11 protein-coding genes, 1 tRNA gene, 2 rRNA genes and 1 other annotated feature are annotated in these 16,047 nt (G+C 41.6%); all 14 genes read left to right on the top strand.

What is annotated here, in order from left to right; genetic code table 11:
• The first annotated feature begins 8 nt into the window (after window positions 1–8).
• The 14 genes from ligA (at window position 9) to J7S27_05510 (ending at window position 15,971) form a co-directional block, all read left to right on the top strand.
• Window positions 9–1,997 carry an NAD-dependent DNA ligase LigA gene (gene ligA, locus J7S27_05575; GenBank protein QTU82740.1) on the top strand — a complete coding sequence of 663 codons (1,989 nt, stop codon included), beginning with the start codon at window positions 9–11 and terminating at the stop codon, window positions 1,995–1,997.
• Between the two features lies 1 nt (window position 1,998).
• Window positions 1,999–3,066 (top strand): CamS family sex pheromone protein, encoded by a 1,068-nt coding sequence (locus J7S27_05570; protein QTU82739.1) that lies wholly within the window; start codon window positions 1,999–2,001, stop codon window positions 3,064–3,066.
• A 255-nt stretch (window positions 3,067–3,321) separates the two neighbouring features.
• Window positions 3,322–3,624: an Asp-tRNA(Asn)/Glu-tRNA(Gln) amidotransferase subunit GatC gene (gene gatC, locus J7S27_05565; GenBank protein QTU82738.1), complete on the top strand. Its 303-nt coding sequence runs from the start codon at window positions 3,322–3,324 to the stop codon at window positions 3,622–3,624.
• Entirely contained in the window at window positions 3,624–5,081 is a 1,458-nt protein-coding gene (gatA, locus tag J7S27_05560; protein ID QTU82737.1) for an Asp-tRNA(Asn)/Glu-tRNA(Gln) amidotransferase subunit GatA, read from the top strand. The genes gatC and gatA overlap by 1 nt, the downstream gene beginning before the upstream one ends.
• A gap of 11 nt (window positions 5,082–5,092) precedes the next feature.
• Window positions 5,093–6,523 (top strand): Asp-tRNA(Asn)/Glu-tRNA(Gln) amidotransferase subunit GatB, encoded by a 1,431-nt coding sequence (gene gatB, locus J7S27_05555; protein QTU82736.1) that lies wholly within the window; start codon window positions 5,093–5,095, stop codon window positions 6,521–6,523.
• A 10-nt stretch (window positions 6,524–6,533) separates the two neighbouring features.
• Entirely contained in the window at window positions 6,534–7,679 is a 1,146-nt protein-coding gene (gene tgt, locus J7S27_05550; GenBank protein ID QTU82735.1) for a tRNA guanosine(34) transglycosylase Tgt, read from the top strand.
• Window positions 7,680–7,700: 21 nt separating this feature from the next.
• A complete protein-coding gene (gene yajC / locus J7S27_05545) occupies window positions 7,701–8,036 on the top strand; it encodes a preprotein translocase subunit YajC (protein QTU82734.1) in 336 nt (111 codons plus the stop codon).
• Window positions 8,037–8,042: 6 nt separating this feature from the next.
• Window positions 8,043–8,306, top strand: a complete 264-nt coding sequence (locus J7S27_05540; GenBank protein QTU82733.1) for a hypothetical protein — start codon at window positions 8,043–8,045, stop codon at window positions 8,304–8,306.
• 18 nt (window positions 8,307–8,324) lie between these two features.
• Window positions 8,325–8,546: a binding site (T-box leader), on the top strand.
• A gap of 52 nt (window positions 8,547–8,598) precedes the next feature.
• Window positions 8,599–9,885: a serine--tRNA ligase gene (gene serS / locus J7S27_05535; GenBank protein ID QTU82732.1), complete on the top strand. Its 1,287-nt coding sequence runs from the start codon at window positions 8,599–8,601 to the stop codon at window positions 9,883–9,885.
• 2 nt (window positions 9,886–9,887) lie between these two features.
• Window positions 9,888–10,415 carry a peptide-methionine (S)-S-oxide reductase MsrA gene (gene msrA / locus J7S27_05530; protein ID QTU82731.1) on the top strand — a complete coding sequence of 176 codons (528 nt, stop codon included), beginning with the start codon at window positions 9,888–9,890 and terminating at the stop codon, window positions 10,413–10,415.
• Between the two features lies 1 nt (window position 10,416).
• The gene (locus J7S27_05525; protein QTU82730.1) at window positions 10,417–10,857 is read left to right on the top strand and encodes a hypothetical protein; all 441 of its coding nucleotides are present in this window, start codon (window positions 10,417–10,419) and stop codon (window positions 10,855–10,857) included.
• 320 nt (window positions 10,858–11,177) lie between these two features.
• Window positions 11,178–12,732: ribosomal RNA gene (locus J7S27_05520) — 16S ribosomal RNA — on the top strand.
• A 91-nt stretch (window positions 12,733–12,823) separates the two neighbouring features.
• Window positions 12,824–12,896, top strand: a tRNA-Ala gene (locus J7S27_05515).
• Between the two features lie 157 nt (window positions 12,897–13,053).
• Window positions 13,054–15,971: ribosomal RNA gene (locus J7S27_05510) — 23S ribosomal RNA — on the top strand.
• The 16S and 23S rRNA genes sit together here with 1 tRNA gene alongside, the layout of an rRNA operon.
• Window positions 15,972–16,047 lie beyond the last annotated feature (76 nt).

Genomic DNA, 16,047 nt, shown 5'->3' with positions numbered 1-16,047 from the left:
AGGGTCATATGAAAGAAAGAATTGAATGGCTAAAAAAAGAATTACAACAACATAATTATCAATACTACGTTTTAGATAATCCGCGTATTAGTGATAGTGAGTATGACGCGTTGTATCGTGAGTTAGTCGCGTTAGAAGAAAAATATCCGCAGTGGATTACGACTGATTCGCCAACACAGCGTGTCGGTGGGCAAGTGTTAGAAGGGTTTTCCAAAATTACGCACAAATCGCCGATGTTGAGTTTATCCAATGCGTTTTCGTATGAAGATTTAGTCCAATTTGATCAGCGCGTTAAAGAATCAGCGCGCAGTGTTGAGTATTCTGTTGAACTGAAAATCGACGGATTGGCGATATCTTTAATTTACGAAAATGGTGTTTTAAAAACTGGTGCAACGCGTGGAGACGGCATGACGGGAGAAGATATTACGTCTAATATTAAGGCGATTGCCTCCATACCGTTACGCTTGCAAAAGCCGCTAACGCTCGAAGCCCGTGGCGAATGCTTTATGCCAAAGCAGGCGTTTGCCAAATTGAACGATGAACGTGAAGCGTTAGGAGAAACCGTTTTTGCCAACCCAAGAAATGCAGCGGCGGGAACGTTACGTCAATTGGATGCAAAAGTTGTCGCTTCTCGTCAATTGGATGCGTTCTTTTATGCCGGCGAAATTGAGGGGACATTGACACAAGTGGAGCTTTTAAAAGCGTTGCAAGAAAGTGGTTTAAAAATCAATTCGATGACACAAACGTGTGACACAATTGAACAAGTGTGGGACTATATTGCTAAAATAAACGATGAGCGTCATCGTTTGCCATACGACATTGATGGTGTCGTCATTAAAGTAAACCGCTTCGACGTTCGTGAAGAAGTTGGGTATACGAATAAAGCGCCGAAATGGGCGATTGCCTATAAATTTCCGGCGCAAGAAGCAACAACGACATTAATGGATATTGAATGGTCAGTTGGACGAACGGGTGTGCAAACACCAACGGCTGTTATGGAGCCGGTAGTGCTTGCGGGGTCAACGGTGCAACGCGCTAGTTTGCATAATATGGATCTTATTCGTGAAAAAGATATTCGTATTGGTGATACGGTGGTGATTCATAAAGCGGGCGATATTATTCCAGAAATTAAACGTGTAGTACTTGAAAAACGATTAGAGAACGCACCGGTTTATTCCGAACCGACACATTGTGTAGCGTGTGATAGTCCATTAATTCGTTTTGATGGAGAAGTGGCACTACGTTGTGTGAATCCATCGTGTACGGCGCAATTAAAAGAAGGTGTGGCGCATTTTGTTTCACGACAAGCGATGAACATTACCGGTTTAGGCGATAAGGTGAGTGCAAAACTATTTGATGCGCATTTAATTCATGACGTTGCCGATATTTACGCATTGACATTGGAGCAGTTGCTAAATTTAGACAAAGTACGAGAAAAATCGGCAACAAAATTATTGCAATCCATCGAGCAAAGTAAACAAAATTCTTTAGAGCGTTTAATTTTTGGATTAGGTATACGCCATGTTGGTATTAAACAAGCAACGCAGTTAGCGATGCACTATCAAACGATGGATGCCTTATGTCAAGCTAGCACACTAGAGTTAAGTGGAATTGACGGTATCGGTGGTGTTGTAGCGCAAAGTATTGAAAACTATTTAGCGTTAGAAAGTGTCCAAAATGTATTGACGCGTCTAAAAGAAGCAAGTGTCAATATGAATTATTTAGGTGTCCCATTGGCGCAAATTGCGCAACAAAATAGCGTGTTTTCAAATCAAGTGATTGTTTTAACGGGTAAATTAGAGCACTTGACAAGACAAGAAGCAACCGATATGATGACACAACTAGGAGCGAAAGTGACACAAAGTGTGTCTGCAAAAACAACGTTACTTGTGGCAGGAAGCGATGCCGGTAGTAAGTTGAAAAAAGCGCAGGCATTAAATGTGCCAATATGGGACGAAAATCGTCTCATTGAAGAATTAAAGAAAGCAGAGCAATAACGTGAAAAATTTAAAAAAATTCGCAACAATGGCATGTGTACTCCTGCTAGCAGCGTGCTCTACGCCATCAAATACGAATGTATCGAAAACAAAGCAAGAAGAAAGTGTTGGTCCTCAAACAACGCAAGCGGGTGTTTATGCGGGAGACTACCGTATGATTTTCCTTGATGGAAAGTATCCGGTATCAAAAGCTCGTGGGGTGACAGCTGGATTAACAACTGCAACAAATGTGAGTGAATTTGAAAATGGATTGATGGATATTTCAAAAAGCCATTTTTCCCCTGATAAGTATTACTTTTTAGAAGGTCAATTTATTACGCAAGAAGAAGTTACGAAATGGTTAGGTGTCCAAACGGATGCTAATCCGGATGGGTTAAACGTAACAACACCCGGTCAAAAAGATGCTATCGTGTCTATTTTAGAACAAGATTACATGTTACAAGTTGACGGTAATTTTGAATTAAATGGCATTAGCATTGGTATCGGTCTTAACCCAGAAATCCACTCTACTATTACGTTGAGTGATGAGCAATTGTTACAAATTGGAAAATCAGCCGCCAATAAAATTTTACACCGTTTACGTCAAAAAGACGGTATGGGCAGTATTCCAATTGTTTTTGGATTGTACAAACAATCGGTAAGTAACGGATTATCACGTGGTGTGTATTTAGAGTCTAGTGTATCTAAATCAGGTGAAACGATGGGTAATTGGTCGCAAGCCAAAATTGAAAAACGTGTTTTCCCTGTTGATACGGATAAATCAGAAGAGTTTGTCATCTTTTCTCAATTCAAGAAAAATGTAGAATCATTTTTCCCGAATTTAAATGGAGTTGTGGCTGAAGCGACTTTTGGCAATGCGTCATTAACGAAATTAAACATTACAATTACCACACAATTTTTTGGACAAGCAGAATTAATCGGTTTATCACAATATCTTGTAGAACAAGCAAGTGTGTATAACCGTGAAAATTTACAAGTTGTCATTCAAGTGCAATCCGTTCGTGGAACGGAAGTTGTTGTATCTAAAAACGCCAAAGATACACAATTCACTACGGTGATCTTAAAATAATAAGCATACATAGTATGCGCAGACTGTTGATAAAAAGTATCAGCAGTCTTTTTGTATTCATAATGAACGTACGACTTACCACAATGCACACAAAGATATCGCGTATTTTCTGAAAATTTATTCGTATAACAACGTTTGATACATTAAAGAAAAGCAATTCGCGATGTTAAGAGTAGTGTCTGTTGATGGATAGATGAAATGCAATCAAAATTATGGTATACTATTAGACAAACTGAGCAAAAGGAAGACAAGTAAATGGCTTTAAAAAAAGAAGACGTTTTACACGTTGCAAAATTAGCAAAATTATCTTTTGAAGACAATGAAATTGACCATTTAACCGAAACGTTAAGTAATATTATTGACATGGTCGAACAATTAAATGAAATTGATACGACAGGTGTTTCAGTGACAACACATGGGATACCCGTAGTGAATGTATTTAGAGAAGATGAAGCGGTTGAAGGCACTTCTCGCGATGAGTTGATGCTAAATGTGCCAAAACATCAAAATGGCTTCATTCAAGTACCTGCAATGCTAGAAGAGGGAGGAGACGCATAATGAATACACGATTTCAAACGTTAACCGATATGCGCCAAGGGCTGATTTCTAAAGAGTTTAGCGCCGTTGAATTAACGCAGTCTATTTTTTCAAATGTAAAAGCAATTGATGCTAAAGTAGAATCTTTTCTAGCGTTAAATGAAGAAAGTGCATTACAACAAGCGAAAGCAAGTGATGAAAAAGGCTATGATGCCACAACGGTAACAATGCAAGGTTTACCAATCGGTATTAAAGATAATATCGTAACAAAAGGACTGTTAACGACGGCATCTAGTCGCATGCTAGAAAACTTTAATCCGATTTATGATGCAACCGTTGTTGAAAAATTAAACAACGCTGGTGCAGTGACTATCGGAAAATTAAATATGGACGAATTTGCAATGGGTGGTAGTACAGAAACATCTTACTTTGCAAAAACAAAAAATCCGTATGACTTAACACGTGTTCCAGGTGGTTCTTCTGGTGGGTCAGCGGCGTCTGTTGCTAGTGGGATTATTCCGGCGTCTTTAGGTAGTGATACAGGTGGTTCTATTCGCCAGCCAGCGTCATTTACCAACTTAGTTGGGATGAAACCAACTTATGGACGTGTGTCACGTAACGGTTTAATTGCCTTTGCGTCTAGTTTGGATCAAATTGGACCAATGACACGCACCGTTTCTGATAATGCGTTAGTGTTACAAACGATTAGTGGGCACGACGTTAAAGATGCGACGAGCAGTACGTTAGCGGTTCCTGATTATGTATCGCAATTAGCGCGCGGTGTCAAAGGTATGCGTATCGCTGTACCAAGTGAATATTTTGGTCCGGGTATTGATGAAGAAGTCAAACAAGCGATTTATAAAGCGATTGAAGTATATAAATCATTAGGTGCAATTGTGGAAGAAGTGAGTTTACCACACTCTAAATACGGTATTCCGGCGTACTATATTATCGCCTCATCGGAAGCGTCATCAAACTTACAACGTTTTGACGGTATTCGTTACGGGTATCATGCAACCGATGCAGCAAACTTGGAAGAGTTGTACGTTAAGAGTCGTTCACAAGGGTTCGGAACGGAAGTGAAACGTCGCATTATGTTAGGAACGTTCTCGTTAAGTTCTGGATATTACGATGCATACTTTAAAAAAGCAGGACAAATTCGTACGTTGATTAAACAAGATTTTGAAGCTGTGTTGAAAACGTATGACATCATTTTAGGGCCAACGACAACGTCAGTGGCGTTTAAAATGGGAGAAAACATTAAGGATCCGATTGCAATGTACATGTCTGATTTATTGACGGTACCGATGAATTTGGCTGGTGTCCCAGCAATGTCGATTCCCGCAGGGTTTAATGCAAACGGATTACCAATTGGTATGCAATTAGTTGGTCGCTATTACGATGAGTTAACCTTGTATCAAGCAGCATATGCTTTTGAACAAGCAACTTTACACCACAACCAAAAACCAAATCTATAGGAGGCGTGTCAATGAATTTTGAAACAGTAATTGGTCTTGAAGTCCATGTCGAATTAAAAACAGAATCAAAGATGTACTCGCCAACGCCTGCACATTTTGGTTCTGATCCAAACACAAATACAAACGTGATTGACTGGGGATACCCCGGTGTTTTACCAACGTTAAATAAACGTGCCGTTGAATTTGGTATGCGTGCCGCGCTAGCGTTAAATTGTAAAATCGCCACACATACAAAATTCGATCGTAAAAATTATTTTTATCCAGACAACCCAAAAGCGTATCAAATCTCACAATTTGATTACCCAATTGGCTATGACGGCTGGATTGATATTGAAGTCAACGGTGAAACAAAACGTATTGGTATTGAGCGTGTGCATTTAGAAGAAGATGCAGGGAAAAATACACACGGCGAAGATGGGAACTCTTATGTTGACTTAAATCGACAAGGTGTGCCGTTGATTGAAATTGTATCGCATGCGGATATGCGTTCGCCAGAAGAAGCGTATGCCTATTTAGAAGCGTTACGTCAAATTATTTTATATGCCGGTGTTTCTGATGTGAAAATGGAAGAAGGTTCAATGCGTTGTGACGCAAATATTTCTATTCGTCCATATGGACAAGAAGCATTCGGTGTAAAAGCAGAGTTGAAAAACTTAAACTCCTTTAACAACGTTCGTAAAGGGTTAGTCTTTGAAGAAAAACGTCAAGCGAAAGTGTTGCGCATGGGTGGAGAAATCCAACAAGAAACACGTCGATACGACGAAGCAACAGGACAAACGATTTTAATGCGTGTTAAAGAAGGAGCAAGTGATTATCGCTATTTCCCAGAACCTGATTTACCATATTTAGACATTTCGCAAGAATGGATTGAAGCTGTCAAAAAATCGATTCCTGAATTGCCACACATGCGTCGTAAACGTTATGTTGAAGTATTGGGATTACCTGAATACGATGCAATGGTATTGACATTAACAAAAGAGATGTCTGATTTCTTTGATGCAACGGTTGTAAGTGGAGCTAATGCTAAACAAGTGTCAAACTGGTTGATGGGCGAAGTATCTCAATATTTAAATGCGACAAAAATTGAACTGTGGGATACACAATTAACGCCAAGTAATTTGGCGGGTATGATTCAATTGATTGAAGATGGCACAATTTCGTCTAAACAAGCAAAAGAATTAATGCGATTGCTTGCTAAAGATGGTGGAGATGCTAAAGAAGTTGCACATGCCAAAGGGTTAGTACAATTATCTGATCCAGCCGTATTGCTACCAATTATTCATGAAGTGTTGGATAACAACGGTCAATCTATTGAAGATTTTAAAAATGGAAAAGATAGAGCAGTCGGATTTTTAGTCGGTCAATTAATGAAAGCGACTAAAGGTCAAGCGAATCCAACCGTATTAAATCAATTATTGTTGGAAGAGTTATCTAAACGTTAGGATGGAGAGTATGACAAATTTACCAATTAAATACCGTTTAATTAAAACGGAAAAACATACCGGTGCTCGTTTAGGTGAAATTATTACACCGCACGGAACGTTTCCAACGCCAATGTTTATGCCGGTTGGAACGTTAGCGACTGTCAAAAGTATGGCGCCTGAAGAATTGAATGCCATGGGTGCAGGTATTATTTTAAGTAACACTTATCATTTGTGGTTAAGACCGGGTGAAGACATTGTTGAAGAAGCCGGTGGCTTACACAAATTTATGAACTGGAATAAAGGGATTTTAACCGACTCCGGTGGTTTTCAAGTATTCTCGTTAAGTGATATGCGCAAAATTACCGAAGAGGGCGTGCATTTTAGAAATCATTTAAATGGGTCAAAAATGTTTTTATCGCCAGAAAAAGCGATTAACATTCAAAATAAATTAGGTCCAGATATTATGATGAGTTTTGACGAATGTCCGCCATTTCACGAATCGCGCGATTATGTTGAAAAATCAATCAATCGTACAACGCGTTGGGCAGAACGTGGGCTAAAAGCACATGCTAATCCGGATAGACAAGGGTTATTTGGTATTATGCAAGGTGCAGGATACAAAGATTTACGTTTGCAACACGCCAAAGATATGATTTCTTTAGATTTCCCTGGGTATTCTATTGGTGGGTTATCAGTCGGTGAAACAAAACAAGAAATGAATACCGTTTTGGATTATTTAACGCCTATCATGCCAGAAAATAAACCGCGTTATTTAATGGGAGTTGGATCTCCTGATGCGTTAATCGATGGTGTCATTCGTGGTGTCGATATGTTTGACTGTGTGTTACCAACGCGTATTGCGCGTAACGGAACATGTATGACGAGTCGTGGTCGATTAGTTGTTAAAAATGCTAAGTATGAAAGAGATTTTCGTCCGATTGATGAGCAATGTGATTGTTACACTTGTCGAAACTACACGCGTGCCTACGTTCGTCATTTATTTAAAGCGGATGAAACGTTTGGGTTGCGTTTAACAAGTTATCATAATTTATATTTCTTGTTGAATTTAATGAAAAATGTGAGACAAGCGATTTTAGATGATAATTTATTAGAGTTTAAACAAGATTTCTTTGAACAATATGGTTTAAATGTTGCCAATCCAAAAAACTTTTAATCAACATTAAGGAGAAAAATTATGGAATTTTCTATTTTGTTAAGTGTCATGTTAGTTGTTATGATGTTTATGTCTTTTCGTCGTCAAAAGCAACAAGCACAATCTGTAAATGAAATGCAAAGCAATCTAGTGCCGGGGACAACTGTTGTTACCATCGGCGGTTTACACGGAGTTGTTACAGAAACAACAGATAAAACGGTTGTTTTAGATTGCGAAGGTATTTATTTAACGTTTGAACGTCGTGCAATTGCACGTATTGTTGAAAAAGCGCCGACACATTCCGTAACGGTTGATGAATTATATCCTGAACAAGATGTCCAAGAAGAGTCTATCGTTGAAACGGTGGACGCTGAGTAATTCGCTATGAAAATTGATCGACTATCTATTTGGTTTTTATTAAAGGCGCGAGAGTTTCATAAATTAGGTTATACTCATGTCAGCGCCAAACAAATTAGAGATTATTGTGAACGTTTTTTATGGAAGAGAAATAAACCGGACACGTATAAACAATTGAAAAGCGCTATACAACACATCACCCCTAATCAATTTTTTGATTATCAAACGCTCTTGATTCAAATGAATCAAGATAACGATGTGAGTAGTATTGATTTTTCACAACTGGATTGACAAAATTATCTATTTTTTCTAAAATATTTGTATACGAATAGTAAGTTTAATGCTGTTTGAAGAAAGCCAATGGCTGATGTGAATTGGTAACAGGTTATTCCGAATCCACGTAAGTAATGAATTAAGAAAACAATTTGATGAATTAATTCCGGGTGAGCCCGTTACCGCTTTAATAATGAGGATGCACATAGTGCATTGAAATTGGGTGGCACCGCGGAAGAGAGTCATTTCGTCCCAAAATACAGGATGAAATGGCTCTTTTTGTATTTTTATAAAAGGAAAGGAAGGCAAGATGTTAGATTTAAAAGATATTCGATTTAATCTAGATGCTTATAAAAAGGCAGGGGCAACACGCGGAGTAGATGCAAAGGTGTTCGATGAGTTGATTGCCCTAGATGAAGAACGCCGTCAACTAATTGTAAAAACGGAAGATTTGAAAAAGACGCGTAATGATGTGACACAAGAAATCGCTCAGTTGAAACGTCAAAAAGAAAATGCCGATAATAAAATTGAACAAATGAAATTAATTGGCGAAGACATTAAAGCGATTGATGAACAATTGTTAAAAATTGAAGACGCCATTACACAACATTTATACAACATTCCAAATATGCCACACGAATCTGTACCTGTTGGTAAGGACGAGAATGACAACGTGGAAGTGCGTCGTTGGTCAACACCAAGAGCGTTTGATTTTACACCAAAACCACATTGGGAAATTGCAGAAGATTTAGGCATTTTAGATTTTGAACGTGGTGCAAAAGTTTCTGGAAGCCGCTTCGTGTTTTATAAAGGCTTAGGCGCACGTTTGGAACGTGCTTGCTATAACTATATGTTAGATATGCACGTTGAAGAGCAAGGGTACACTGAAATGGTAACGCCGTATATTGTAAATGCCAATTCAATGTTTGGGACAGGTCAATTCCCTAAATTTAAAGAAGATGTATTCCAACTAACTGACGAACGTGATTTAACGTTAATTCCGACAGCGGAAGTGCCATTAACAAATTACTATGCAAATGAAATTTTAAAAGAAGAAAATTTACCAATTTATTTAACGGCGTTTAGTCCATCATTCCGTTCAGAAGCGGGTAGTGCGGGTCGTGACACACGTGGTTTAATTCGCTTACATCAATTCCATAAAGTAGAAATGGTTAAATTTGCACATCCGGAAAAATCATTTGATGAGTTAGAAAAAATGACGCAAGACGCTGAAGCGATTTTACAAGGGTTGGAATTACCGTATCGTGTATTGAGCTTGAGCACCGGAGATATGGGCTTTTCAGCTACAAAAACATACGACTTAGAAGTATGGATTCCAGCACAAGATACGTATCGTGAAATTAGCTCATGTTCTAACTGTGGCGATTTCCAAGCACGTCGTGCAAAAATCCGTTTTAGAAATGAAGAAACTGGAAAAACAGATTTTGTCCATACATTAAATGGATCTGGTTTAGCAGTTGGTAGAACGGTAGCGGCGATTTTAGAAAACTATCAAAATGAAGACGGTAGTGTAACCATTCCAAAAGCGTTAGTTGCGTACATGGGTGGTATTACAAAAATAACAAAAGGAAATTAATTATGGCGATAGAAGTAGCTACTTTAGCAGGTGGATGTTTTTGGTGCCTCATCGAACCGTTTGATACACGAAAAGGTGTAGAGTCGATTGTATCTGGTTATGCTGGTGGTGATGAAGTCAATCCAAAATATGAAGATGTCAAATATCAACGTACAGGACATGTCGAAAGTGTTCAAATTACGTTTGATAATGAACAGATTTCATTCAAAGAAATATTAGATGTGTATTGGACACTCATTAATCCAACGGATGATTCGGGGCAATTTGATGATAGAGGCGACTCGTATCGTGCCATGATTTTTTACCATAATAACGAACAAAAATTAATCGCCGAGCAATCTAAAGCGAGTCTTCAAGAAAGTGGACGATTTGCAGATGAAATTGTGACGCCAATTGTGCCGTACAAAAACTTTTATTTAGCAGAAGAATATCATCAAGATTTTTACAAAAAATCGCCAGAGCGTTACAAACAATCACATGAGATTTCTGGTAGAGATGAATTTAAAAAACAATACTGGGGAGAAAAATAAAATGAACAAACAAAAATTATACATTACAATATTTAGTGTTATTGGCGCGTTATCAGTGTTTATGCCATGGGCATCTATTTCATCGTTTGGTGTGTCACAAAACTTTTCGGGAATTGATGGTGATGGAAAAATCACATTGGTTTTATTTATTATAGCGTGTGTACTATGTCTTATTGGTAATAAACAAGAAAAATTACAGAAAAATTTTATTTATGGCATTTGGGCAATTGGTGCAGTGAATATTATTGTATTTTTAGTGTTGCAAACAAATGCAGCTAAGGCTTCAAGTTTTACAGCTCGATTTGTGAGTGCAGGAGCAGGACATGGTGCGTACGTTATGCTTATCTGTGCTGTAGCCATCATTCTATTTTCTATTGATAAATTACAATTGACAGAAAAAGCGGATAATTTCATTGCGTCAATTAAAGATAAAAACAAATAAATCATGCTGATTAAAGACGTTTTTCGCTTACAATTAGTAAGCGAAAAACGTCTTTTACTTTTTAAAAACTGCTATTTTCATAAGGTTTTTCAAAAAAACGAAAAATAATGAAAAAAAGTTAAAAAAAAGGTTGACGGTTTCAGGTGAGTTTGATATTATAACTAAGTCGTCAAGACGACATAGCCCTTTGAAAACTAAACAAAGTAAAGACAAACCAAATGTGTAGGGATTATTAAGTCAATTAATAACCAAACAAAACAATAAATCGGATGAAAATTCGAACAAGTCAGTAATTTAAATGAGCTTTAAAAACTCAAATTTTTAATGAGAGTTTGATCCTGGCTCAGGACAAACGCTGGCGGCGTGCCTAATACATGCAAGTCGAGCGGGGTTGTGAAGAGTGCTTGCACTTTTCACGCTTAGCGGCGGACGGGTGAGTAACACGTGGGTAACCTACCTACAAGATGGGGATAACAGTCGGAAACGACTGCTAATACCAAATAGTCAGCACATTCGCATGAACGTGTTGGGAAAGGCGGCGTAAGCTGTCACTTGTAGATGGACCCGCGGCGTATTAGCTAGTTGGTGAGGTAACGGCTCACCAAGGCAATGATACGTAGCCGACCTGAGAGGGTGATCGGCCACATTGGGACTGAGACACGGCCCAAACTCCTACGGGAGGCAGCAGTAGGGAATCTTCGGCAATGGACGAAAGTCTGACCGAGCAACGCCGCGTGAGTGAAGAAGGTTTTCGGATCGTAAAACTCTGTTGTTAGAAAAGAACACCTCTTAGAGTAACTGCTAAGAGATTGACGGTATCTAACCAGAAAGCCACGGCTAACTACGTGCCAGCAGCCGCGGTAATACGTAGGTGGCAAGCGTTGTCCGGATTTATTGGGCGTAAAGCGAGAGCAGGCGGTTCCTTAAGTCTGATGTGAAAGCCCACGGCTCAACCGTGGAGGGTCATTGGAAACTGGGGAACTTGAGTGCAGAAGAGGAGAGTGGAATTCCATGTGTAGCGGTGGAATGCGTAGATATATGGAGGAACACCAGTGGCGAAGGCGACTCTCTGGTCTGTAACTGACGCTGAGTCTCGAAAGCGTGGGGAGCAAACAGGATTAGATACCCTGGTAGTCCACGCCGTAAACGATGAGTGCTAGGTGTTAGAGGGTTTCCACCCTTTAGTGCCGCAGCTAACGCATTAAGCACTCCGCCTGGGGAGTACGACCGCAAGGTTGAAACTCAAAGGAATTGACGGGGACCCGCACAAGCGGTGGAGCATGTGGTTTAATTCGAAGCAACGCGAAGAACCTTACCAAGTCTTGACATCCTTTGACCACTCTAGAGATAGAGCTTTCCCTTCGGGGACAAAGTGACAGGTGGTGCATGGTTGTCGTCAGCTCGTGTCGTGAGATGTTGGGTTAAGTCCCGCAACGAGCGCAACCCTTATTACTAGTTGCCAGCATTCAGTTGGGCACTCTAGTGAGACTGCCGGTGACAAACCGGAGGAAGGTGGGGATGACGTCAAATCATCATGCCCCTTATGACTTGGGCTACACACGTGCTACAATGGACGGTACAACGAGCAGCGAACTCGCGAGGGTAAGCGAATCTCTTAAAGCCGTTCTCAGTTCGGATTGTAGGCTGCAACTCGCCTACATGAAGCCGGAATCGCTAGTAATCGCAAATCAGCACGTTGCGGTGAATACGTTCCCGGGTCTTGTACACACCGCCCGTCACACCACGAGAGTTTGTAACACCCGAAGCCGGTGGGGTAACCAGCAATGGAGCTAGCCGTCTAAGGTGGGATAGATGATTGGGGTGAAGTCGTAACAAGGTAGCCGTATCGGAAGGTGCGGCTGGATCACCTCCTTTCTAAGGAAAAGAAGGAATGCACAAAGGAGTTTTTACATTGTTTAGTTTTGAGAGGGTTATCTAAGTGAAAAGATAAACCACTCAAAGAGTTGGGGGATTAGCTCAGCTGGGAGAGCGCCTGCTTTGCACGCAGGAGGTCAGCGGTTCGATCCCGCTATTCTCCATGTACCTGAAAGGGTACAAACAGACCTTTGACAACTGAATACAATTAAGTAAAACAAACCAAAAATTTTACCGAGAAACAGAAATGTTTGAAAAAAGAGTTTTTTAATGAAAAACGAATCGCGTTTAAACTCATATTGATCATAGATTAGTATGGTAGGTTAAGTAAATAAGGGCGCACGGTGAATGCCTTGGCACTAAGAGCCGAAGAAGGACGGGACGAACACCGATATGCTTTGGGGAGCAGTAAGTACGCAATGATCCAGAGATTTCCGAATGGGGGAACCCACTACATGTAATGGTGTAGTATCCATGTGTGAATCAATAGCACATGAGAAGGTAGACGCAGGGAACTGAAACATCTCATTACCTGCAGGAAGAGAAAGAAAAATCGATTTCCTGAGTAGCGGCGAGCGAAACGGAAAGAGCCCAAACCAACGAGCATGCTTGTTGGGGTTGTAGGACTGCAACATGGGAGTTGAAAGGATAGAAGAACAACTTGGGAAAGTTGGCCAAAGAGAGTGAAAGCCTCGTAATCAAAATCTTGACAACCTCTAGCAGGATCCTGAGTACGGCGGGACACGAGAAATCCCGTCGGAATCCGCCAGGACCATCTGGCAAGGCTAAATACTCCTTAGTGACCGATAGTGAACAAGTACCGTGAGGGAAAGGTGAAAAGCACCCCGGGAGGGGAGTGAAAGAGAACCTGAAACCGTGTGCTTACAAGTAGTTAGAGCACGTTAATGTGTGATAGCGTACCTTTTGTAGAATGGACCGGCGAGTTACGATTGCGTGCGAGGTTAAGTTGAAGAGACGGAGCCGAAGCGAAAGCGAGTCTGAATAGGGCGAAATAGAGTACGTAGTCGTAGACCCGAAACCAAGTGACCTACCCATGAGCAGGTTGAAGGTGTGGTAAGACACACTGGAGGACCGAACCAGGGCACGTTGAAAAGTGCTTGGATGACTTGTGGGTAGCGGAGAAATTCCAATCGAACTTGGAGATAGCTGGTTCTCTCCGAAATAGCTTTAGGGCTAGCCTCGTTGTAAGAATATTGGAGGTAGAGCACTGTTTGGACTAGGGGCCCCTCTCGGGTTACCGAATTCAGATAAACTCCGAATGCCAAATATTTATAAACGGGAGTCAGACTGCGAGTGATAAGATCCGTAGTCGAAAGGGAAACAGCCCAGACCACCAGCTAAGGTCCCAAAGTATCAGTTAAGTGGAAAAGGATGTGGGGTTGCTTAAACAACTAGGATGTTGGCTTAGAAGCAGCCATCATTTAAAGAGTGCGTAATAGCTCACTAGTCGAGTGACCCTGCGCCGAAAATGTACCGGGGCTAAACTGAACACCGAAGCTGTGGATTTGCGTGAAGAGCGCAAGTGGTAGGAGAGCGTTCTAAGGGCGACGAAGCTACACCGTAAGGAGTGGTGGAGCGCTTAGAAGTGAGAATGCCGGTATGAGTAGCGAAAGACGGGTGAGAATCCCGTCCACCGAATAACTAAGGTTTCCTGGGGAAGGCTCGTCCTCCCAGGGTTAGTCGGGACCTAAGGCGAGGCCGATAGGCGTAGTCGATGGATAACAGGTTGATATTCCTGTACTTGTTCGAATCGTTTGAGCGATGGAGGGACACAGGAGGTTGAAAGAGGCAACTGCTGGAATAGTTGTACTAAATCACGAGTCTGATGAAGAGTCAAATGCTTTTCATCGATAAGGATGAGTGATGATGGGGTCGTGAAATATGAAGTAACGGCTATCTTATCAATCACACTGTCAAGAAAAGCTTCTAGCAAGAGACGAACAACCCGTACCGCAAACCGACACAGGTAGTTGAGGAGAGAATCCTAAGGTGAGCGAGCGAACTCTCGTTAAGGAACTCGGCAAAATGACCCCGTAACTTCGGGAGAAGGGGTGCTGACTTCAGGTCAGCCGCAGTGAATAGGCCCAAGCGACTGTTTATCAAAAACACAGGTCTCTGCAAAATCGAAAGATGACGTATAGGGGCTGACGCCTGCCCGGTGCTGGAAGGTTAAGAGGAGAGGTTAGCGCAAGCGAAGCTTTGAATTGAAGCCCCAGTAAACGGCGGCCGTAACTATAACGGTCCTAAGGTAGCGAAATTCCTTGTCGGGTAAGTTCCGACCCGCACGAAAGGCGTAACGATTTGGGCACTGTCTCAACGAGAGGCTCGGTGAAATTATAGTACCTGTGAAGATGCAGGTTACCCGCGACAGGACGGAAAGACCCCATGGAGCTTTACTGCAGTTTGATATTGAGTGTTTGTGTAACATGTACAGGATAGGTAGGAGCCTAGGAGAGCGGGACGCCAGTTTCGCAGGAGGCGCTGGTGGGATACTACCCTTGTTACATGGCCACTCTAACCCGCACCGGTTAACCCGGTGGGAGACAGTGTCAGACGGGCAGTTTGACTGGGGCGGTCGCCTCCTAAAATGTAACGGAGGCGCCCAAAGGTTCCCTCAGAATGGTTGGAAATCATTCGAAGAGTGTAAAGGCAGAAGGGAGCTTGACTGCGAGACCAACAAGTCGAGCAGGGACGAAAGTCGGGCTTAGTGATCCGGTGGTACCGTATGGAAGGGCCATCGCTCAACGGATAAAAGCTACCCTGGGGATAACAGGCTTATCTCCCCCAAGAGTTCACATCGACGGGGAGGTTTGGCACCTCGATGTCGGCTCATCGCATCCTGGGGCTGAAGTCGGTCCCAAGGGTTGGGCTGTTCGCCCATTAAAGCGGTACGCGAGCTGGGTTCAGAACGTCGTGAGACAGTTCGGTCCCTATCCGTCGCGGGCGTAGGAAATTTGAGAGGAGCTGTCCTTAGTACGAGAGGACCGGGATGGACACACCGCTGGTGTACCAGTTGTTCTGCCAAGAGCATCGCTGGGTAGCTATGTGTGGACGGGATAAACGCTGAAAGCATCTAAGCGTGAAGCCCCCCTCAAGATGAGATTTCCCATCTGTAAGAAGAGTAAGACCCCTGAGAGACGATCAGGTAGATAGGCTAGGAGTGGAAGTGTAGTGATATATGGAGCGGACTAGTACTAATCGGTCGAGGACTTATCCAAGAAACGTGAGAAAGTGAGTAGGTTTGGTTAATAATTGTATTCAGTGGTGAGAGGTTTGAAAGAACTTTTCGAAAAA

The organism is Carnobacteriaceae bacterium zg-C25 (genome assembly GCA_017945845.1).
Classification (GTDB): domain Bacteria; phylum Bacillota; class Bacilli; order Lactobacillales; family Aerococcaceae; genus WM01.
Note: the sequence above shows the minus strand (reverse complement) of the source record. Positions and strands in the feature narration are given on the sequence as shown.

Bases quoted from the DNA above. Each gene is read 5' to 3' on its own strand.
- tgt (QTU82735.1), top strand. From the start codon at position 6,534: ATGACAAATTTACCAATTAAATACCGTTTAATTAAAACGGAAAAACAT.
- yajC (QTU82734.1), top strand. From the start codon at position 7,701: ATGGAATTTTCTATTTTGTTAAGTGTCATGTTAGTTGTTATGATGTTT.
- msrA (QTU82731.1), top strand. From the start codon at position 9,888: ATGGCGATAGAAGTAGCTACTTTAGCAGGTGGATGTTTTTGGTGCCTC.
- gatB (QTU82736.1), top strand. From the start codon at position 5,093: ATGAATTTTGAAACAGTAATTGGTCTTGAAGTCCATGTCGAATTAAAA.
- gatA (QTU82737.1), top strand. From the start codon at position 3,624: ATGAATACACGATTTCAAACGTTAACCGATATGCGCCAAGGGCTGATT.
- J7S27_05525 (QTU82730.1), top strand. From the start codon at position 10,417: ATGAACAAACAAAAATTATACATTACAATATTTAGTGTTATTGGCGCG.
- gatC (QTU82738.1), top strand. From the start codon at position 3,322: ATGGCTTTAAAAAAAGAAGACGTTTTACACGTTGCAAAATTAGCAAAA.
- serS (QTU82732.1), top strand. From the start codon at position 8,599: ATGTTAGATTTAAAAGATATTCGATTTAATCTAGATGCTTATAAAAAG.
- J7S27_05540 (QTU82733.1), top strand. From the start codon at position 8,043: ATGAAAATTGATCGACTATCTATTTGGTTTTTATTAAAGGCGCGAGAG.
- ligA (QTU82740.1), top strand. From the start codon at position 9: ATGAAAGAAAGAATTGAATGGCTAAAAAAAGAATTACAACAACATAAT.